At 53.1% G+C, this 21236-nt stretch carries 18 protein-coding genes; 10 read left to right on the plus strand and 8 right to left on the minus strand.

The features are described 5' to 3' along the window. The first annotated feature begins 23 nt into the window (after positions 1–23). The 4 genes from tagF to tssA all read left to right on the plus strand — a co-directional run bounded on the left by tagF (position 24) and on the right by tssA (position 5300). Positions 24–947, plus strand: a complete 924-nt coding sequence (gene tagF / locus RYA97_RS14125; RefSeq protein WP_004663091.1) for a type VI secretion system-associated protein TagF — start codon at positions 24–26, stop codon at positions 945–947. Further along, positions 944–3436 carry a type VI secretion system membrane subunit TssM gene (gene tssM / locus RYA97_RS14130; protein WP_005781684.1) on the plus strand — a complete coding sequence of 831 codons (2493 nt, stop codon included), beginning with the start codon at positions 944–946 and terminating at the stop codon, positions 3434–3436. Before tagF ends, tssM begins: the two co-directional genes overlap by 4 nt. A gap of 155 nt (positions 3437–3591) precedes the next feature. Then, the gene (locus tag RYA97_RS14135) at positions 3592–4110 is read left to right on the plus strand and encodes an Hcp family type VI secretion system effector (RefSeq protein ID WP_002551414.1); all 519 of its coding nucleotides are present in this window, start codon (positions 3592–3594) and stop codon (positions 4108–4110) included. A 92-nt stretch (positions 4111–4202) separates the two neighbouring features. Next, the gene (tssA, locus tag RYA97_RS14140) at positions 4203–5300 is read left to right on the plus strand and encodes a type VI secretion system protein TssA (RefSeq protein ID WP_002551413.1); all 1098 of its coding nucleotides are present in this window, start codon (positions 4203–4205) and stop codon (positions 5298–5300) included. A gap of 303 nt (positions 5301–5603) precedes the next feature. Here tssA and RYA97_RS14145 read toward each other — a convergent pair whose 3' ends face one another. The 8 genes from RYA97_RS14145 to tri1 (RYA97_RS14180) all read right to left on the minus strand — a co-directional run bounded on the left by RYA97_RS14145 (position 5604) and on the right by tri1 (RYA97_RS14180) (position 11142). Next, complete coding sequence (locus tag RYA97_RS14145) at positions 5604–6158, minus strand: HD domain-containing protein (protein WP_005781686.1); 555 nt, start codon at positions 6156–6158, stop codon at positions 5604–5606. 78 nt (positions 6159–6236) lie between these two features. After that, on the minus strand, positions 6237–7346 hold the full coding sequence (tri1, locus tag RYA97_RS14150; protein WP_016982573.1) for an ADP-ribosylarginine hydrolase Tri1: 1110 nt from the start codon (positions 7344–7346) through the stop codon (positions 6237–6239). A 48-nt stretch (positions 7347–7394) separates the two neighbouring features. Next, positions 7395–7694, minus strand: a complete 300-nt coding sequence (locus RYA97_RS14155; RefSeq protein ID WP_016982574.1) for a hypothetical protein — start codon at positions 7692–7694, stop codon at positions 7395–7397. 72 nt (positions 7695–7766) lie between these two features. Continuing rightward, a complete protein-coding gene (locus RYA97_RS14160; protein WP_016982575.1) occupies positions 7767–8075 on the minus strand; it encodes a hypothetical protein in 309 nt (102 codons plus the stop codon). A 218-nt stretch (positions 8076–8293) separates the two neighbouring features. Continuing rightward, positions 8294–8599 (minus strand): hypothetical protein, encoded by a 306-nt coding sequence (locus RYA97_RS14165; RefSeq protein WP_029241073.1) that lies wholly within the window; start codon positions 8597–8599, stop codon positions 8294–8296. A gap of 123 nt (positions 8600–8722) precedes the next feature. Further along, positions 8723–9034, minus strand: a complete 312-nt coding sequence (locus RYA97_RS14170) for an immunity protein Tsi6 family protein (RefSeq protein WP_080900624.1) — start codon at positions 9032–9034, stop codon at positions 8723–8725. A gap of 148 nt (positions 9035–9182) precedes the next feature. Then, on the minus strand, positions 9183–9503 hold the full coding sequence (locus RYA97_RS14175) for a hypothetical protein (RefSeq protein WP_117140086.1): 321 nt from the start codon (positions 9501–9503) through the stop codon (positions 9183–9185). 559 nt (positions 9504–10062) lie between these two features. Next, positions 10063–11142, minus strand: a complete 1080-nt coding sequence (tri1, locus tag RYA97_RS14180) for an ADP-ribosylarginine hydrolase Tri1 (protein WP_032638533.1) — start codon at positions 11140–11142, stop codon at positions 10063–10065. A gap of 2502 nt (positions 11143–13644) precedes the next feature. Here tri1 (RYA97_RS14180) and RYA97_RS14185 point away from each other — a divergent pair. The 6 genes from RYA97_RS14185 to RYA97_RS14210 form a co-directional block, all read left to right on the plus strand. Further along, positions 13645–14559: a DUF5118 domain-containing protein gene (locus tag RYA97_RS14185; protein WP_016982580.1), complete on the plus strand. Its 915-nt coding sequence runs from the start codon at positions 13645–13647 to the stop codon at positions 14557–14559. A gap of 10 nt (positions 14560–14569) precedes the next feature. Beyond that, positions 14570–15298 carry a membrane protein gene (locus RYA97_RS14190; RefSeq protein WP_044295112.1) on the plus strand — a complete coding sequence of 243 codons (729 nt, stop codon included), beginning with the start codon at positions 14570–14572 and terminating at the stop codon, positions 15296–15298. A 64-nt stretch (positions 15299–15362) separates the two neighbouring features. Further along, the gene (tssI, locus tag RYA97_RS14195; protein WP_117140771.1) at positions 15363–17207 is read left to right on the plus strand and encodes a type VI secretion system tip protein TssI/VgrG; all 1845 of its coding nucleotides are present in this window, start codon (positions 15363–15365) and stop codon (positions 17205–17207) included. A gap of 11 nt (positions 17208–17218) precedes the next feature. Beyond that, the gene (locus RYA97_RS14200; protein ID WP_003420357.1) at positions 17219–17800 is read left to right on the plus strand and encodes a DcrB-related protein; all 582 of its coding nucleotides are present in this window, start codon (positions 17219–17221) and stop codon (positions 17798–17800) included. Between the two features lie 34 nt (positions 17801–17834). Beyond that, positions 17835–18302 (plus strand): DcrB-related protein, encoded by a 468-nt coding sequence (locus RYA97_RS14205; protein ID WP_003434883.1) that lies wholly within the window; start codon positions 17835–17837, stop codon positions 18300–18302. A 5-nt stretch (positions 18303–18307) separates the two neighbouring features. Then, a partial coding sequence (locus RYA97_RS14210) for a DUF6531 domain-containing protein (RefSeq protein ID WP_316892533.1) occupies positions 18308–21236 on the plus strand: 2929 nt, incomplete at its 3' end.

Consider the following 21236-nt stretch of genomic DNA (forward strand, 5'->3'; position numbering starts at 1 on the left):
ATGCTCGATCTGGAGGGCGGTCGATGATTGGCTGCTTCGGAAAAGTGCCCGCGAGCGCAGATTTCGTCAGCCTGCATGGCGCCAGCGACGATGTCTGCGAGTTCGATGCCTGGCTGCAAGGCGCACTCGCCGACATGCAGCAGCGCGACGACTGGCGCACGTTGTTCGACCAGTTGCCCGTGTGTTTTTTCAGCTATCGGGCACGCAGCGGCAACTGGCTGGTAGGCGGTTTAATCAGCTCGCGGGACTCGAGTGCACGGCGTTATCCGTTCTTCATCTTTCAAACGGTGAAGTCCAGCGACGCTGGTGTGTTCGTGAACCCATTTACTCTGAGCGAACTGTTCGCCGGGCAGATCAAACCGCTGCTGCACATGGCCGCACAGGGCGAAGGCACCTCAGTGCTGTTCGAGCGCATCAGGGCCCTGCGCCCGCTGCAAGGACAGGACTTCGAACTGTTCCGGCGTGTGCATGAGAAGTTTCTGGTGAACTTCACTCTGCGTGACATTGCGACTTCGCTGGAAAGCTCATACCCCGAGTTCATCAGCAATGCCGTGCTCACCCGGCTGCAAGCGCTGGGCCGCCCGTCGTACAGGGCACCGATCGGTATTTCGCTGCCACTGCCTGCCGAGCGAGGCTTGAAGAACCCGACAGCAGATCTGTGGGTCAATTGGCTGACACGCATTGACCCGAACAAGGCAGTGCCGCAAATCAGCATTCTGGCGGACGACTTCATGCGCCCCCGACTGTTCTGCTTCCCGTCGCGCAACACCTCAGGCGTGTACCGGGTGGTGACGGGCGTGGGCGAGCATTCGGAGAACTATGACGTGCTGGCACCCTTTGACGCGTTCGACGAACACCACCGAGGCCATGTGTTTCCAGACATTGACCGCCCTCTTTATGACGTTATCGACCGCTTTGTCGATGTGCTGGATTTGAAGTCCGTATGAACAAGATCAAATACTACTTTTTGCGCTACCAGCCCTATGTTCTCGGGGTCTGTTTTTTTCTGTCGATCTTCATCATCTGGAGCATCGGCCGTGCACTGGGCTTCAGTTCGATGAACAGCCTGCTGACGGGAATAGGCCTGTTCCTGCTGCTGTCGGCGGCGTATGTGCTGTTGCTGTATCGGGGCGCATCACAGCATCAGAACCTGGAGGGTCTGCTGCGTGATGACGCCGATCAGGCTGTGCTCAATGCCAGCCCGGCGGATCGCGAAGAGGTCAGCCTGCTGCGTGAGCGCTTGCTGCAAAGCATCGAACGGTTGCAGAGCAACAAGCCGAACGGCAGCAACGCCAAGGACGCGCTTTACGCCCTGCCCTGGTATCTGGTGGTGGGTCAGCCCGCAGCGGGCAAAAGCACCATGCTGTATCAGTCGGGCCTCAACTTCCCCTACGCCGAGCGCGAAGGCGCACGCGTCGCCGGGCTGGGCGGCACGCGCAATTGCGACTGGTTCTTCAGCTCGGAAGCCGTGCTGCTGGATACCGCTGGCCGCTACATGAATGATCAGCAGGAAGCCGGCAAATGGCGCGCCTTTCTGCAATTGCTGCGTCAGCACCGCCAGCGCAGACCGCTAAACGGCCTGATTGTCACGGTCAGCATTCATGACATCCTGCAATCCTCGGTGGAGGATCAGGAGCGCATCGCCAAACGTCTGCGCGAGCGAATCCAGGAAACCCACGCGCTGCTGGAAGTGCGTCTGCCGGTGTATCTGGTGTTCACCAAGTGTGACCTGGTACCGGGCTTTGTGCCCTTCTACCGCCAGCTGGATGATGTGGCGCGTGGCGAAGTGATGGGCAAGACCTTCCCGCACAAGGGCTTCGAGCAAGCTGACTGGGGCCAGCGCTTCGGTGTGGCGATGGACGAGCTGATCAATTACTGGAAAGAGATCGCCAACCAACAGCTGGTGCTTCAGGACATCCAGATCACGCGTCAGGACACCGCGGTGTATCGCTTCCCGCTGGAGCTGGAAGCCTTGAAACCGCGCCTGCTGATGTTCGTCGATGCCCTGCTGCGCGCCAACCCGTATCAGAGCGCCGAGATGCTGCGCGGTTTCTACTTCACCAGCGCACTGGACGCCGACCAGCCCGAGATGGGCGGACACACCCGTCAGGTGACCGAGCGCTTCCAGCTGGAAAGCGAGCAGGACCTGGTCGACGGCAATGCGCAGCCGCACCCGCTGTTCATCAACAGCCTGTTCCGCAAGGTGATCATTCCCGATCAGCATCTGGTGGCGCTGTACACCACCAACCATCGCGAGCGTCGCCGCAAGGCTGCGTGGATTGGCGGTGCCAGTCTTGTTGCCCTGTTGATCTGCAGCCTGTGGGGCTGGTCGTACTGGAACAACAAGGACAACATCCAGTCCATTTCCACCGAGCTCGCTCAGGCAGCAGCCGATGACAGCAAGGCCACCGGTCAGTACACCGAATGGCAAACGCTGGATCGCATGCGCTTCTGGACTTCGCTTTACTACGATCGTCACCACGACGAAGGCGTACCACTGCGCCTGCGCCTGGGTCTTTACCGGGGCTATGACGTCGAACCGTTGCTGCGCACGCGCTACTTCAATCGTCTGGAAACGGTGATGCTCAAGCCGACCGCAGACAACCTGACGCGCTCGCTTTACCTGCTGACCACCATCAAGGTCTACCAGCGCAATGCCAAGGACCTGATGCCGGTCACCGGCGTCGACAGCGTCGAACCCAAGGCACTGCCGCCGGATAACCGCGCGCAGTCCATCGCGGCCTTCGGCAAGGCGACGCTGGATACCTACGTCATGTTGTCGCGAGCGCAGCGCGAGAAGGCTGACCCGGCCTTCCTGAAAGCGAAGATGCCTGATTACTGGTACCCGGCCATCGCGCGCCAGACCGGCAAGACCATCACTGCGAACGCCGAGGCAGGCTCCAATCAGGATTACGAGTACGCCAGCCGCCAGATCAACTTCTACAGCGATCAGATTCACGAACTGGACGTGCCGAGAATTCTCGACAACGCATTCCTGACATCCAGTTCGCGTAATTACATCAACAGCCTGTTGACGCAGTCGTTGAAGGCTATCGAAACCATCACGCTGGAATCGGACACCCTGTTTGCCTTTGGTCGTGCCGACTTCCAGAGCCTGAAAACCGAAGGTCAAAACCAGTTGAGTGCGATCGCCGGCAAGCTGTTGAGCACACCGAACATCGGCAAGATCGTGATTGCAGGTCACGCCGACCAGCTGGGCGACCCGCAAAGCAACATGCAGGTGTCCAAGCAGCGTGCACAGACCATCAAGACGTATCTGGTCGGCAAGGGCGTGCCCGCCGAGCTGGTGGACGCGGTCGGTGAAGGCAGCGAGAAACCCTTGGTCAAATGCGATATGCAGCAGCCGAGGGCTCAGTTGATTCAGTGCCTTGAGCCGAATCGACGCGTAGAGATCGAAGTGCGCGCGCTCAATTGATCGCGCAGTGCAAGCAAACCGAAGCCCGGGTTGTCCACATGAGACCAGGGCCGTGGCAAGAGAACCTTTCTTGATCGTTTCAAGAAGGTTAATCAAAAGGGTCGTGTTCTGTCTTTAGACACCACAACCTTAAATGAAGAAAGGAGACGCAGAAAATGGCATTTGACGCATACATCCAAATCGACGGCATCCCGGGCGAAGTTCTGGACGACAAGCACAAAGACTGGATCGAAGTGCTCGGCTACGAGTTCGGCGCTACCCAGGCCACCTCCGCCACCGCCAGCTCGTCGGGCGGTGCTTCGTCCGAGCGCGTTGCACTGAGCGACTTCAGTATCCGCAAATCTGTGGACAAGGCTTCTGCCAAGCTGTTCGAAGCGTGCTGCAAAGGCACTCACATCGCCAAGATCCAGCTGAACGTCAACCGTGCTGGCGGCGACAAGCTGACCTACCTGACCATCAACCTGGAAGAAGTCGTTGTGTCTTCCGTGAAGGCTGTAGCAGGCGGCAACCAGAAAGGCGAAGACAACGCCGTCAGCGATCTGCCGATTGAAGAAATCAGCTTCAACTTCGCTCGCATCAAGACTACCTACACCCAACAGAGCCGTTCCGATGGCCAGGGTGGCGGTAACGTCACTGGCGGCTGGGACCGCACTGCGAACAAAGTATTCGCATAAGTCTGTGACACCTCGGGTCGCGCAAGCGGCCCGTCTTCAGCACCGTGTCTGCCCAGGCACGGTGCTCTTTTATCCTCTGATCAGAGTTGACTATGTCTGAATTTCTCAACGACCTTTCGCTTGCCGATCTGACGGCGCCCATCAACGGGGGCAGCGGCGAAGACCTGAGCTTTTCCACCCTGTTCGATCAGGTCAAGGAAGCTCGTCGAGCAGACCCCGATTACCTCACCCAAGGTGACTGGCAAACCGATCTGAAGTCCTCGGACTGGGATCAGACCATCACGTTGGCCGCACAGGGCCTTGCTGAACAAAGCAAGGACCTGATGCTCGTCGCCTGGCTCAGTGAAGCCCTGGCGCACAAATACCACTTTGTCGGCATTACCTTCGGCCTGACCGTGGCCGAGCGGATCCTGCAAAATTTCTGGGACGATCTGTACCCGTCGCTGGAAGACGGCGTAGAAGAACGTGCCGCCCGCCTGGCTTGGCTGAAAACCACGCTGACCGAAGTCGTCGGCGGGCTGCCAATCACCCAGGGGCAGAACTTTGGCCTGTTGCGCTACGACGAGTCGCGCCACGTGGAAAACCTCGCCCTGCAAAACCCCAAGGCCATGCAGGCTGCTGTTGACGAAGGCAAGATCAACGCCGAAATCTTCCAGCGCTCCGTGGTGCTGACCGACTCGGACCACCTGCGCCTCAAGGCCAGCGAAATCGCCGCCAGCCTGTACGCCTGTCAGCAACTCCAGGCCACTGCCGACACCCTGTTCGGCCGCGACGCGCCGAGCCTCGTCACCCTCAGCGACATCCTGCAACGCGCCGGGCAACTGACCGAGAAACTGCTCAAGGACCGCGGCATCGAACTGAGCCCTGCCCCGGCAGCCGCCGCTCAAACCGCACCCGAAATCGCCATCGACCAACCCGCAGGTGCCGCGATGACCCAGACCACTCAGGACAGCGCATCCGCACCACTGCGCACCACCCCGGCCACTCGCGACGAAGCCTTCACCATGCTCGCCGGCATCGCACAGTTCTTCAAAAACACCGAGCCGCAAAGCCCCGTCCCGTACCTCATCGAGCGCGCCATCAAGTGGGGCAACATGCCGCTGGAAGGCTGGCTGAACGACGTCATCAAAGACAGCAACGTCGTGGACAGCATTCGCGATGTGTTGGGCACGAAAGAGCCTAAGCAGTAAGGGCAGTTCGTAGGATCGGTCTGTATGAACGTGCGTACAGACCGTCGGGAAATGCACCACAGGATGAGTCCGTCTGTATGACTGACGTGCTCTCGATTTACCCGTATTTTGCGTCTTACCCGGTGCAGCAAAAGGGAAAGACCATTCACATGACTCACACACATCAGGGACTAGAGAATGAGCACGTCAGACCCGGTAAAAGCAAAACAGCAGAAACGTATCCACCGGGTAAGGAAGGGTGACTCGCTGACTTTCTATCCAGAGATTCCCGTTCTCGATCCGACAATGATGAGAGCTCATTACTCAGTCTTCAAAGCCATCAACATAAAGCGCCTCATAACGCGCCATCGTATCGATGAGCCGCTGCCGTAGATACCCGTTCGCATGCCCCAAGGCAGCCAGGATCTGCGCCGACTCCACCAGATAAGACGCTCGCTTTGCCTTCTTCCAGGTGGACGGCGCTGACTGAAGATTGGTGATGCGATCACACAACTTGACCGACGCAGCTTCTTTGGAATGCCTGGCGATCCCGGCGAAATAAAGCGCTTCGGAAAACGGCACGATCAGGTTCTTGCTCAGGCACGCCACGGCTGAGGTGACCTCCATACCGAACGCTTCAGCCAACTCATCCTGAGTCACCGGCGTATCCTCCACCACGTCGTGCAGCAACGCTGTAGGCAAGGCTATCTCAAGCGCGCCCACGGACTCTTCGCGATGGGCAAAGATCAACTCGTTGGCAACCATCGCCACGTGGGTGATGTAAGGAAGGTCCGAGCCTGTCATTTTTTGGCCGACGTGGGCTTGGGATGCGAATAGCCAGGCTTTGTTGAAGAGGTGTTGCGGGCATGATTTGGGCATTTGGGTCAGATTCCTTGTGACGCTATAAAAATCCAGGGATCGCGGGCTGATCTCAGATAAAGTACGCGCGTTTCCCTATCAGCCGCCGATAGACTCGTCCAAAGGGTCCTGCGGCGGCGCACGCTCGAACAACTGTTGGGCCAGCCCCTGAATATGCTCGGACCATGCAACGTTCTTGACCCATTCCTCCGGCATACCCGACACCCCATACAAAGCGCCGGCGATTTGTCCGGCAGTGGCGGCTACGCTGTCGGCATCATCAGCCAGATTGGCAGCCAGCAGGATGGCGTCTTTGAAATTGTCGGTATTCCATACAGCCCACAGAGCTGCTTCGAGTGTGTCGATGACATAGCCGGAGGAGCGGATCTGGTCGCGGGTTTTTTCTTTGTATTCGCCTGCGTTGATGATCAAAGCTCGCGGTCGTAATGGCCGAATCATCGGAGAAAGGGTCTCTTCTTTGTCTGCTCCATTAAGGGCCAGATGCAACTGGGCGCCGAGCAGTCTGCAACAACTGATGGCCTCTAGTGCTCGATGCGTGCATTGACTTTGGGCGGCACTATCACGCCAAGTAGCTGAGAGCGAATGTCGACAAAATATCGCAGTTGGGGCCAAGCGAATTATTGAGCCGTTACCAGCGGTGGATGGAGCAGCATTTCCATACCAAAGACCGCCATTCTTCAGTCTTTCTTCGATCGCAGTTCGAGTGGCATTGCCGATATCAAAACACTTACCGTTGTGGCTGTTTTCGCCATTTATGTACCAGCGGCCCATTCTCTCTGCGTAATCGATAAGGTCGAAATTGCCCTTCGCAAGATAAGTGTCTGCGAGGCAGAGAGCCATGCTTGTGTCATCGGTCCACTCACCGGGATTGAGCTTAAAAGGACCGCCGCCCACCATGTCATGGACGTGACTACGATCACGAGGCAAAAATTCCAGTGTTGTGCCCACTGCGTCGCCAATGGCCAGGCCGAGCAAGCCCCCCTTCGCACGGTCCAGCGCCTGTTCTTCGCTGAGGGTACACGTCCGTGATGCTATCCAATCGGGCTTGCCCCTCGGCAGCCTGGGTGCATCAGGCTTCAGCATGTAATCCATGCGTTGAGTTAGCTGCGCGGAAGGTGCGGGCAGCAGGTGATCGTAGCGCTCAACATAGTGGTCGAGAATGTCGTTGGGGCTTCTCAAGTCGATCATGGGTCCTTCCAGGATAATCTTTCAAGGTGCAGAGCAGTATGGAAGCTGCTACCTGATGCCCGAGTCTATACCGCTTGTTAACGGCCAAATAGCCGCTCCCCGCTTTGCGTCTGGCTTCTGGATCAAAAGATCATCCCGCTCTCTCCTGCGGCATGTCGTGGCGAAAGCATCTGCAGCAATGAGATCTGTGTGGAAAAGATCAAAGCTGGCTTTGTCGATTTCGTAGTACTCCTCGTAATCGACCAAGCCATTGCTCACCGGGAATGATAAATAAAAACGGCCGGAGGTTTCTTCTATGCCCAAGGAGAACATGAGATCGCGATTTACGAAACCATCTTTAAAAACCATATTATCTCTCGAAATATTAATTTGAGCTAATCGCAAAACTAACGCACAGAAGATACCTCTCTGATAAGATTTTCAGTCCTTAGCCATCTTGGCCGCCAACATTTTGTAAGCTTCCGTTTCGCGCCCCTCTATGAGTTCCATATAGAAATCTGTGTACGCAGCCTCCAGATCTTTATATGACTGTAAACGTGTCTCAGTGAAAAGCTTGTAACCTGGAATATCTCGTGGCTCAACCATTTCAGTAATTTGGCCTTGCTCTGCTCGAGAAAGTAAACCCTCAAGTTGCAAAAACAATATTGAAGCATCAGGGTCGCAACGCTTATAAATTTCAAGTTTTTCGCGAAGCGTTATGGCAGCCACTCTCAAGGCTTTAACATCCATATCTATGTCACCTCTAAGTGTCTATTGTAACGACTTCCTGGCCGCGGACTATTAGCCACGCTTGACTACTACACTCCAAACATGACAATTGCAGTAGGGCATTAGCTAATTTCCAACGGAGCACATGCTATATATCTCAGAAAGCAGGTCATGCAGCATTAGAATCGCAAGACATGTGCGCCACACAGAGCAAAGGCTCACTGACTGTGACACTCACTTCATTTCTTACCCATTTCCCTTTTCAGTTTACGTAGTAAAGGAGTCTCCCCACCAGTCAGTTCAACCCTGAACTCTGCGAACGCATGCTCAAGATGAGAATATTGTTGCAAGCCCTCTTCGGTAAATAGGTAACGCCCCGGAATGTCTCGCCACTGCAACTTAACTGTTATCATGCCAGATTCGGCCAGCTTCATCAGTGGTTCGATCTCAACTCGAAGCTTTTCAACAACGGGATCTGAATTTCTCAAATCTTCAATCACCTCACGCAGCTTTTGCGTTTTTTGCCTAAGATATTCAGCATCCATAATAATGACTTTGGCAGCAGCTGTATCGACGGAGGGACGAAGGAAAGCAGACATCTGCGACCGGCCTCAAGAGCGAAAATTGCAACTTCTTTCGCTCTTGGCAAGCGTAATAAAATTTATTTCTCAAGGACGCCACAACCCTTCGGGAAGCTTAACTTTCAGTCCGTTCGCTGATTGATTTGCTATGTAATAAACATCCATTAATGCTCGTGCCAACTCGTAATCAGTATCTTCAAACTCTTTCGCCGCAAGAGCTCCAATGGAAAGCTTATGAAGTCTAGATTTATCCTTCTCAACACCATCAAAAACAGCTTTTATGTATAATAGCTGGTTTATAACTGTGGCATAAACAGGAAATGAAGGATTGCGTTTTATCCGCTCTCTAGTCAGATCGATAGCATAATCTATAAACCCTATAGCAGTATTAAATTTCATCACTCACCCGTGCCAATTAATTTAAGCGATTTTTTGGACTGGAAGTCATTTGCTTTCCAGGCGTTTGACTAGGGATTATCGAAAGGAGATGAAACGTCTTCGCTTTACCGTTTCAGCCTCGAAACAAAGTACGCTGCACTACCCTCTATTAAAGAGACTTTCGACGCTTAGCCATCTTGGCCGCCAACATCTTATACGCATCTGTTTCGCGCACCTCTGTAAGTTCAAGACAAAAATCAGCGTAGGCCTTTTCCAAATCCCCATAAGCTTGTAAGTTCGTTCCGGTAAAAAGCTTGTATCCTGGAATATCTCGTGGCTCAACCATTTCTGTTATTTCGCCTTGCTCTGCTCGACAGAGTAGCATATCAAGGTTCAACAATAATATTGAAGCATCAGGGTCGCGATGTATATAAAATTCAAGTTTGTCGCGGAGCGTTGTAGCTGCCACTTTCAAAGCCTTAACATTCATGCCAATGTTACTCCTAGTTCTATCGTACTGATTAGTCTGGGCATAAACCATTCACTACGATTATTTACTATGCTCTGAACAGCATCGCCAGACCTGGCCACTTTCCGTCGGCGCGACGTTACCCACAAAAACCTCTCTTAGCTTGAATCAGCTTGTTAGGTTCATCATCGAGGTTCCGCTCGATGCCATCCCAGCTAGGAGTGTTGGCTAATAAGTTCATTTATACATCACTGTCCTTGGGTTGAAGGGGGTTGCACCAACTTATTTGGGTAGTCACGAATTGACACGTTCTGATCCATATGCACTTGGTCCGATCAGACCTGAATTTTGAGCCAAATTCCAGAGCAAGCTCACTTTTCTCATCCGCGAAACAGATCGTAATATCGTAATTATGACAAAACGTCATTATCACGCAGCAAACATTTGTACCTCTGACTTTTCTTACGAAAAATTCATATAAATATCTATATTATAAACAATCAAGAAACTGTATTTTGGCGCTATCAGCGATAGACCTTTAAAGGATTGCACACTTCCACGACAGCGCCGAAAATGCATTTTAACTTGGTGCGCGCTCAAACAACTGCCGAGCTAAATCTTGAATATGATCCGACCAAGCGACTTTTTTTACCCACTCATCTGGCATACCCGACACACCATACAATGCACCGGCAATTTGTCCAGCGGTAGCTGCTACACTGTCAGCATCATTGGCGAGATTAGCGGCTAGCAGAATAGCATCTTTGAAGTTGTCGGTATGCCATACGGCCCACAGGGCTGCTTCCAGCGTGTCGATAACATAACCTGAGGAGCGGATCTGGTCTCTAGTTTTTTCTTTATATTCACCGGCGTTGATGATCATTACCCGAGGCTGGAATGGGCCGATCATGGGAGAAAAAATCTCCTGCTTATTGGCCCCATTTAGAGCGAGGTGTAATTTTGCCCCTAGAAGTTCACAACAACTAATCACCTCAACCGCACAGTGTGTAGTTCTGCTTTGCGTTTGACTTTCCATCCATGTAGTGATCAGAGAGTTTCGCCGAAAAATAGCTGTCGGTGCTAATCTGATTATTGAGCCGTTGCCTGCGGTACTAGGCTCCCAGTTACCGTTCCAACTCAATCCTTCCTTTAGCCAACCTTCAAGTGCGTTGCGTGTCGCATTACCAATATCAAAGCAAACACCGTTGACGCTATTTTCCCCTTTTTTATACCAGCGGCACAGCCGATTCAAATAGTCTGCGTAATCCAGTTTTCCATTCGCAAGGTAACAGTCAGCCAAGCAAAGAGCTAGGCTGGTATCATCTGTCCACTCACCCGCGTTGAGTCTAAATGGCCCCCCGCCTTGCATGTCTGTCACAGTGTTAGAATCGCGACTAGTAAACTCCAGAGTTGTACCGACTGCATCACCAATAGCAAGACCAAGAAGTGCGCCTTTTGATCGGTCAAGTGCCTGAGAGGCTGTTAGCGTAGGTACTCTAGATGCTAGCCAGTCCGGAACCAAGGAGGAGTCTGTGGGACTATCAACCCCTGAAGATCTTCCACTTGAGGTAGATACTCTAGAAGTAGGCGCAGGCCTAAAGCTTCTATACCGCTCAGCATAGTCAGTAACGATGTTTAACGGGGTATGTAGATTTATCATGGGCCTTTTTTCAGAGACACGTAGTTTAGAAATGAAATATTCTTTACAGACGTTCCTTACATCGTTATTCAAGCAATTCCTAAGAAGGATGTATTTGCTACGGTCCTAAAAACCCTTGCCCATTTATACCGCTCCGTCGGCTATCCTGTCAAGAACGCTTTGAGGGAGGTCTGCCCTCTATAAGTGCGTTTTCCCATAAGCGGAGAAGTTCAGATAAACCTTGAGCATTAGCCTGCGGGCGCACATTCACACTGAGCTGCCACCAGTTTCATGCTCGTGGAGCAATTACTTTGGGTCTGCTTCCCTAACTTGTAGCCCCCTATTTTAACTGGGCTGCACAGTAAGCAAATCACCCAACTCTCTGAGTCTAAATTTTATGACGAAAACGAGCTCAACTTCAGAAGTTTTTTGAAAAAGCTCGAAGCCACTTTGGACTATTTCATAATATTCTTCATAGCCAACCAAGTCATTATTAACCGAAAATGACAAGTAAAAATGACGTTTGGTCTATCGCCAACTCATCTAAAATTTTCATTCGAGAGTCGTTGGATCGTGGCTTACGCCCCCTCGGGGTGGACAGTTTCGTAACCTACACTCCGGAGCTTTGAACATATTCAATAGAACATGTCGATGAAATTTAACTATCGCCAACTAATATGCAGCATACATTCTATTGCCACTTTGTTCAATAAAGCTATTTTTGATTTCTCTCTGTACGAAGCATCTTTAGAAACGGAGGTTCCCCGCCCGTAATCTCAATTGAAAATACAGCATATGCTTCCTCTAAATCGCTGTATTCTTGAAGCCCATTCTCGGTAAAGCGATAGCGCCCCGGGATTTTCCCCCATTGTATTGGTGATAGAATACGTCTTGATTTTGCCAGTTCCAACAACGGCCTTAAATCTTCATAGAGACGTGAAGCCTCATTATCCTTTACAGCATATTCCTTTAAGTTTCTCTTCCAAAACTTTTGCTGAAAATTCGATTTTATTTATGTTCATTTTTAGCTCCCTATTATCCTAATTCTTACAGCTGGAGTCCAGCTCCTACGATAAGGCGCCACATACTGCATTGCTCTGGCAGAGCATTTAACCAGACTCTTAGCTCGCTCGTCGGAGCGAACTCAATAACGTAACCTTTGGTAGAATTGAGCAGCCTTATTTCATAATCGGAGACAATGCCTAGAGGGTTATGCAAATCTATGATCTTACTCCTTTAAGAGATACGTGAGTAATAAGCCTGTATTCCGACGGTTTAGAACTTTACACTTCGTCTCGGGTGGATATAGACCTGCTTCTGGAAGGTGGGTTAGAAATGAAGCATCCTTCCAGATGTTCTCTAGTATCCTTTCACGCTTGTGGCGCTAAATTTTCTTGGAGTTCGGCTCTGATGGACTCTTCTTGTCCTAAGCATCATGCTTAGAATCCTGAGCTTTTTTAAAGCCGTACGCTCCTCAAATCGCAACTCAGGCTCATTACGCGCCAACCAATTCGCAAACTGTTTGTTCAAAATCTCCTCCTGAAGCTTAGGTTTTGTACGAAAAGTCGGCGAGCGAAGATCAGGCAAGGCAAAAACAGGCGAGGAAGCGGAGTCTACGTGTTGTAAATGAGCATTCCGAGCCTGTTTTTAACGCAGCATCACCGAGCGCAGCCACTTACTTACAGAGCCTAGCACTGCGCGATGCGGTGCCGCCCAGGAGGCTTGTCTTGACCTGTCTACACACCAGTAGGGAGCAGCGAGCTGCTCTTGCACCTTGGCCGGTTGCTAAGCTACACGATCGATACACTCTTGGATTATGTATGCCGGACCATCGATAGGGTTGGGTCCTCGGGCTTCAGACCCTCGTCAGCATGCCCGACAATGGCGAATCCTTCCTGCAAGGCGACGTATGGAGCCATCCGGTTCTTCCTTTAGTTCTGCAAAGGACTGCAATGGCCTGAAGAGAAATGCTAATTTTCTGCACGGCTGGTGGCACTTTCGCATTTCCGGATTGTCCTAACGCCTAGCTTGATAGAAGCCTTAGAAGCCTGCGGGTTTGTAAGGACTTCAGCATATCCGGGACGTCGGTAGTACGGATCCTACGAGCTTTTCGGAAAGCTAACATTTCTCGAGTCGGCGTCAGCCGTAGAAAAATGCTTGGAAAAGAAATATTTTGCGGGCTGGCTGAAGGCTTCAGCTTCCACCCCCTAGCCCGAATTCCGTAGTGGTAGATGCCATAGGTACATTCAAGGATATGTATATGACCATGGAACAAGCCAAACCTTCACAGCATAGCTGCTGGTATCAGGACTCTGAATATCCCGTCTTTTTCTTTCAGGTCCTGAGCTTTCGTTTGTCGTATCGGTTCGTCGCCCGTCGTGGTGTGGAAACAACGGAGACGCACGTGTGAACAAATTTCTGTCCCCGCCTACCTCTGCAGCCTTGCGGTGCGAGCGTAGGCAGCCCGGTCTTCTGGGCGGAGGTCATCAGACATTCCCCAGCGGATCGGCTAGCAGTTTTTATATGTCTTTAGCTCCCTTCGCCGGTACCTATGAGACTAACGACTATAACGCCGCCTTATATTTGGTATACCAACTATCGTCACCTGACGAGCAGATGAGCCCAGACACCTATAAAAGTAAAGCTCTCTTATTATATAAGCTAATTCAAAATTTGAAATATGCAACTGATGTGTCAGTTGAAGCGCTACAATCCTTACAGGAGGCTGCCGCAAACATTCCGGGGATCGGTTCATTAATGTTTTCCGGCGGAAATTTACCAGGAACGATAGCAAGTGCTGCCGGAGTTGCGATGTCTGCATCCAAGGCTCAAAAGGTTACTGATCTTTTGGACATGACGTCTTCGCAGAAAGCAAAACTACATGAGTGGGCAAACAGCAGGGGTAGTCCTGGTGCCCAGTCAGCCAGCAGGACGTTCAAAGGCAGCATCAATATTATCTCTAAAAATAACAAGTTATTCTTTGAGATACCTATCACCGCTGTAGGACAGCATTACAAGATCTTGGGAGAGGTTCACAACTCAGTTGCTCACCTACCATTAAAGAACACTAAAGCAGCGTTGAATCAGCTTGCTCATTTACATGAAGGTGGGGCCACAGGAGCTCTGAAACTATTGGGAGGAAAGACTGCAGGAGGTATTCTTGCTGTCGGACCGCAAGTACTTCTTGACCTCTCAGACTCCAGCACACCGAAAGAATTTTATAATAAGTCCGTTTACAGCCAGCCGACTAATATTGCTTCAGCTGCGGCTGGCATGGCCGGAGGCGCTTTTGTTACCGTTGCATTCACCGCTGCCTCCCTGGGCGCAGCACCGTTGACTTTAGTATTACTCGTTGGATGGGGCGCAGGCCTAGGCGTTCAGGCACTCATCGTTAATAAAGGATGGGACAAAGACCTCGGGAACATGTTAAAACTATGAGAATAGCATTATGATTAATTCGGATAGCCTTAGAAAAAGCAGCTGGTTAGCATTCTTTACTACTGTTTTTTTTATAGCCTTTGGCCCATCTAAATTAACGTATTTTTGGCACGTATACTTTCTAGCCGTAACCTTACTGTTTGCCTGGACAATATATCTGGTGTACCTGTGTGAAAAGTACACAACCTATATGACCTCGCTTATTAACACACTGATTGGTTCTTTTACATTCCTCGCTTGCAACGTAGCTTATATTTCTACCTCCAGTTTTTTTGGAGAGAACAGTTCTAAAGCTCTCATTACAAGTCTAACCCCCGCCATCATTACATTGCTGGCTTATCTTATGATTGCTAGCAAAAAACCTTCTTTCCAACCTTTCGAATATGACGGACAGAAAATCCAGACGCGTGTTGCCAGCCCTTCACAACCCTCAACAAGTTATAAAACTGGCTTGGTCGCGGGAGCAACCACGTTGGCGGCCGGTATTTTTCTGCAGGCGTTCGGCGTGCTCACTGGCAGTGTAGTTGCGGCGCTTGTCCTTACTGGATGCTGTGTAACCATACTGTTCTACATGCGGCATGTCATCAGAGGACTTCGTACTCTCCGAGCCAAGGAGCACAATATGCCAGCTGCATATACGTTTATGCAAATTGATGAAATTCGTGAAGCTCGCGGTCGCTGGTGGCTGGGGAGGCTTTTTAAGTGGTTAGCGTCCTTGCGCGGGTCGTCGGGTGCTTGATTTCCAACAGACATTACGAGCAGGCTACGCCTGACGACTTACCGGTTAAGGAGTAAATTAAGCAATGGATTTTTCCTCTTTGTTTACGGCGCAAAATAGACGTCTATTCAAGCTCACAATGGCTCTCTCGGGTGGGCAGGAGCTTCTGCTTGAGTCATTTGTAGGACAAGAGGGGCTTTCAAGCGATTTCGGCTTTCAGCTAGACCTGATTTCTGATGATCCAGGCGTCAAGCTGAAGTCTGCCATCGGGCAGTCTGCGACAGTCGAGATCGAGCTCGCTACCGGAGGCAGTCGCTACATCAACGGCCATGTCTTTGGCTTCGGTGCCAATGGTAGCGACGGCGGCATGTCAAAATACTCGGCGTACATTGGCTCCTGGTTAGGTTTTCTTGAGCAGCGTTTCGATTCGCAAATCTATCAGGATCAAACGGTCGAGCAGGTGCTTACCAAGGTTTTCAGCCACTATGAAGGGCTTGCGAAATACGAATTTCGTGTCAACCGGGTCCTCAAGCCGCACAGCTACATTACCCAATATAGAGAAAGTGACAGCCACTTCATCAGACGGTTGCTTGAGCATGAGGGATTGTTTTTCTATTTTGAGCACACCGCTGACAGCCATAAGCTCGTTATCATGGACGACTCGACCGTCCTGACGCCTCTGCCTGAGCAGCCACAAATACGCTTTCATACAGCATCTGTGACTGAAACCGCTGACTCGATCACAAGCTGGACCTCTGCTCGCGAGTTTCAGCCCAGCAAGATCTCAGTGCAAACCTTTGACTATCGGCAGCCGAATAACCGTATTCCCGTCACCATGAACAGCCTCAATCAGCAAGGAGACGTGCCGTCTTTCGAGCTGTACGACTACATGGGTCAGTACACCCATGGCACGCCGGCGGATGGTGAGATGTTGGTGCGCAATCGTATCGAAGCCCTGGAGCTTAAAGGCAAGACTTTCGTTGGCCTTAGTAATTGTCGTGCCCTGAGACCTGGCCACACTTTCGAGCTAACCCAGCATTACGAACACGACGCAGGCTCTGCTGAAGACCGCCAATTTCTTGTAATGAGCATTGAGCATCGAGGTAGCAATAATTACACCTCGGATAGCCAAGCCGGTTACGCCAATAAATTTTACAGCGTACGCAAAAAAATCAAATTCCGACCTCAGATGGATCTGCTCAAGCCAGGCATTTCCGGTCCCCAAACCGCCATCGTTGTCGGCCCGCCCGGCGAAGAAATCTACACCGACGAAATGGGCAGGGTAAAAGTGCAGTTCCACTGGGACCGCTATGGCCAGTTTGATGACAAAAGCTCCTGCTGGGTCCGCGTCGCTCAATCCGGTGCAAGTGGCGGTTTTGGTAGCATTCAGATCCCGCGCGTCGGTGACGAGGTGGTGGTCGTTTTCCTTGATGGCAACCCTGACCGTCCGCTTGTCATGGGCAGTCTGTACAACAGCCAGAACACGCCGCCGTGGTCGCTGCCTGCCAACAAGACCCAGAGTGGTTTCCTGACGCGTTCGGCCAAGGGTGATGGCGGTACGGCCAACTTCTTCCGCTTTGAAGACAAGGCCGGTGCCGAACAGGTGATTGTGCATGCCGAGCGCAACATGGACACCGAGATCGAGCTGGATGAAAAGCACGAGGTGGGCAATAACCGCAAGGTGACTGTTGGCGGTACGAATACGGAGATCATCCAGAAAGATACTGTGACGAACGTGCAGCAGGGATCGTTTACGCTAAAGGTCGACAACCAGTTCATTCAGGTGGATGCCAAGCAGTACATCCTTCTCAAAGTGGGCGACAGCAGCATCTCGATCACTCCGGATGGCATCCAGATAAAAGGCAAGGTGATCAATGTTCTTGGCGAGAGCACCTTCGTCAAAGGTGACCGAGTCGATATCAACAAGTGAGAACGCAGGGCATGGAACGAACAAGTCTTTACGACCGTATCTCCGCAAAACGTATTGCGGATGAGGAGGCAGCACGCAAGGCGGCGCTGGAAGCTCCGGTCGTTGAAGCTGTCCCCGAGCCTGAGCCAGAACCGATCACGCCATTGCAGGACGTGCCCAGCAGTTTCAATTTTGGTGGCTTTAATCTGGCCTTTCCTGAGGGTGCCCTGTTTCGTGATGTCCAGGTTACGCTTGAGTACAAAGGCGAGCCGCTCATGTTGTCTGTCAAACGCAGAGACGTAATGCAGGGTGAGGCGCTGGAAGCACTTTTCGAAAGCTCGGTGCAGACCTTTCGTGAGCGCGACCCTCAACTCCGTATTATTCGTCGGCGGGACTGCACCCTGGTGGGCTGCACTGCGAAAGCGCTGGATTTCCACTTCAAAGAAGGCAGCGCAGAACAACACGCACGACTGGTAGGTGCGCTTGTTCCGCTTGCCGGAAAGGATGTGCTGCAGTGGTTGGAAATTTCTTGCCTGATCGATCCGACCAAGCCGGACCTCAGCCTCTGGCTGGCGGATTTCGATAGCATGCTGGGCGGTCTCGCCGCACAGTGATTGTTTCTTTTTTGATTTCAGGAATTCTTATCACATGGACTACGAGTTGCACGAAGGCAGTATCAAGCTGCCAGAGGGATTTCAGGACCGCACAGTGAACATGTTCGTGATGGGCTCGACGCTGCCTGCCCCGCTGAGCATTACGGTCTCCAGAGACACTCTGCTACCTTCCGAGCACCTGAAAACCTATGTTGATCGCCAGGTCAAAATGCTTTCGTCCAAGCTACGCGGTTACACGCTGCTGAACAGAAAAGCAGTTTCGCTATCGACCGTGGCCCCTCTCGAAGGTATTCAGATCGACGCGTATTACATGACCGAAGGGCGTCCTTACTATCAACGTCAGGCGGCTTTTCTGATCGAGCCTGAGCGCGCGATCGTATTCTCGACCACGTCCCAGACGGACTTCAGTGTCGAGCAGACCCAGGATTGGGAAAACTTGTTGGCCAGTTTCCAGCCTCGCGTGTCTGATACCTCTCCAGCCAACGGTAGCGAACAGGAGTAACGCTCATGTTCGAGGCCGCGCGCTTTGGTGACGAAATATCGCATACCGGCGCCCTGGGGGGCTTCCTGATCGGGGCTGTGCTCGGTATTGCGCTCATTGCGACGGTAGCGATCGCAACCTTCACGTGCGGGTTCGGCGTGGCTCTTCTGGCAGGACTTGCAGCAGGCGTCGGAGGTAGCCTGCTCACCGCCGCAGGAGAGGCGATAGGGAGTATGTTTTCCTCCCCTTCTGGCACGATCATCACGGCATCACCCAATGTATACATCAACAACCGCAAGGCAGCGCATGTTGAAAAAAGCATTGGTGCCTGTGACAAGCATCCGGGGCCGGTCAAGATTGCCGAGGGTTCGACCAACGTCTTCATCAACAGTGTGGCGGCGGCGCGCAAAGGCGATAAGCTGACCTGTGGCGCGACCATCTCCGGCGGCTCCGACAACGTATTTATCGGCGGCGGCAGGTATCGCTATCTGCCAGTGGACGACGAAATTCCAGGCTGGCTGCGCACTACCGTCGATGTACTGATGGCCGTGGCGGGTGCGGCAGGTGGTATTGCACAGCTGCTCAAGGCCGGAACGCAGGCAGGCATGAAAGCAGTGCTGCCCTGCGCCATGAAGTTCACCGCAGGTTTCGTCGCCGGCGAAGTGGGCAGTCGCTACGTGGTTGAGCCTGTGATGCGCAGTGCCATCGGCGGCCTGAGCGGCAATCCGGTCGACACCACGACTGGCCGCAAGCTGATCCCGGATGAAATCGACTTCAGCCTGCCGGGCCTGATGCCCATCGAATGGTCGCGTTTTTACGCCAGCAATCTGAATGTCGACAGCGTGCTCGGCAAAGGCTGGGTGCTGCCGTGGGAGCAAAGCCTGCGCAAGCGCGGCAGCTTCCTCTACCTTACGGATAACCAGGGCCGCACCGTTCCGTTCGTGGACATAGCGCCTGGCCAGCGCATCTACAACCCTCACGAACAGGTCTATCTGGTCTGCACGCAGGGTGGTCACTACCTGCTGCAGACGCTGGACAACATCTTCTTCTACTTCGGCGAAGTGCCTGACGACAACAAACCGGTTCCGTTGGATCGTATCGAAAACGCACTCGGTCACTTCCTGCATTTCACCCGCACCGAACAAGGCACGCTGACCGACATCAGCGCGACGGGCGGGATCCGCGTGCACCTGCATTACGACGAAGTGACGACACGCCTGACCTCGGTCAAGCGCATCGTCGACAATGAGGCTGTCGAAACCCTGGTCCAATACCACTACGACAGCAACGGTCAGCTCGCAGAAGTGTTCAACCGCAACGGTGATTCCGTGCGCCGTTTCAGTTACACCGATGGCGTCATGACCCGCCACAGCAACGCACTGGGCCTGACCTGCGAGTACCGCTGGGAAATCATCGACGGCCAGCCGCGTGTCGTCGAACACCAGACCAGCGACGGCGAGCATTTCCACTTCCGCTACGACCGCGAGGCCCGCACCACCTGGGTCACCGACGTACTGGGCCGCGAGCTGGAGATTCATTACAACAAGGACCATCGCGTCACCTCGAGCCGCGACTACAGTGGCGATCACTACGTCATCGAGATCGACGACACCGGCAACATGACCGGGCTGACCCTGCCCGATGGCAACCAGCTGGCGTTTGAGTACGACGAGTTCGCCCGGTTGCTCAAGGAGACCGATCCGCTGGGCCGCAGTATTCGCTACCAGTACCACCACCTGACGACGCTGATCACTCAGGTCGATTACCCGGATGGCAGTACCTGGAAAGCCCGCTACGACGCCAAAGGCAATCTCGTCGCCGAGATCGACGCACTGGGTCACAAGACCGAATACCTCAACGGCGAGGACGGCTTGCCGCACACCATCGTCGACCCGACGCTCAAGTCCAAATACCTGTGGTGGAACAACCTGGCGCAAGTACAGCGCTCTCAGGACTGCTCGGGCAAAAGCACGCATTACCGCTATGACGAGCGCCACCACCTGGTGGCCGTCACCGATGCCCTGAACAACACCACCACGCTGGAACGCAAGCCCGACGGCGAAGTGCTGCGCATCAACCATCCGGATGGCACCAGCGAGACCTTCACCTACAACGAGCTGGGCCAGGTCCTGACACACACCGATGGCAAAGGCCAGACCACCCAGCTGCTGCGCAATGGCCGTGGCCTGCCCAAATGGCGACAGGATGCCAAAGGGCAAACCATCACCTACGAATACGACAAGGCCATTCGCCTCGTCGCCCTGACCAACGAAAACGACGCCACTTACCGATTTGACTACGACAACGCAGACCGTCTGATCGAAGAAAAGCGCATCGACAACCTGACCCGCCGTTTCAGCTACAACCTCGGCGGACACCTGACACAGGTCGAGGAAATCGGCTACGGCGAGAAAGGCGAACAGCCACGGCGCAGCACCCATCTGGAGCGCGACCCGATTGGTCGCCTGTTGGCCAAACTCAACGACGATGCGCGTCAGGACTACGCCTACGACGACGGCGACAGACTGCTGTCAATCGAGCGCAAACCGACGGACACCGGCAGAAAACTCGGCGTCACCGCCGAGAAACTGGAGTTTGTCTACGACCTGCTGGGCCGCCTCGTCAAAGAGACCACACCCCAAGGCGCGCTGGCCTACGAGTACGATCCACTGAGCAACCTGACCACGCTGACGCTTCCTACCGGCCAGCACCTGAACCACCTGTATTACGGCAGCGGCCACCTGCACCAGTTGAATCTGGATGGCCAACTGATCAGCGACATGGAGCGCGACGATCTCCATCGCGAGATCTATCGCACCCAAGGCAAGCTGACAAGTTGCTTCGGTTACGACAGCATGGGTCGCAAGGCCTGGCAGTACGCAACCACCCTGCCTGCAGAGAAACTGTCGCAGATCCAGAACCCGCTCATAAAGCCCGAGCGCTACGTCGAACACG

The sequence above is a fragment of the Pseudomonas syringae group sp. 26L6 genome (assembly GCF_032587815.1).
Classification (GTDB): Bacteria; Pseudomonadota; Gammaproteobacteria; order Pseudomonadales; family Pseudomonadaceae; genus Aquipseudomonas; species Aquipseudomonas amygdali.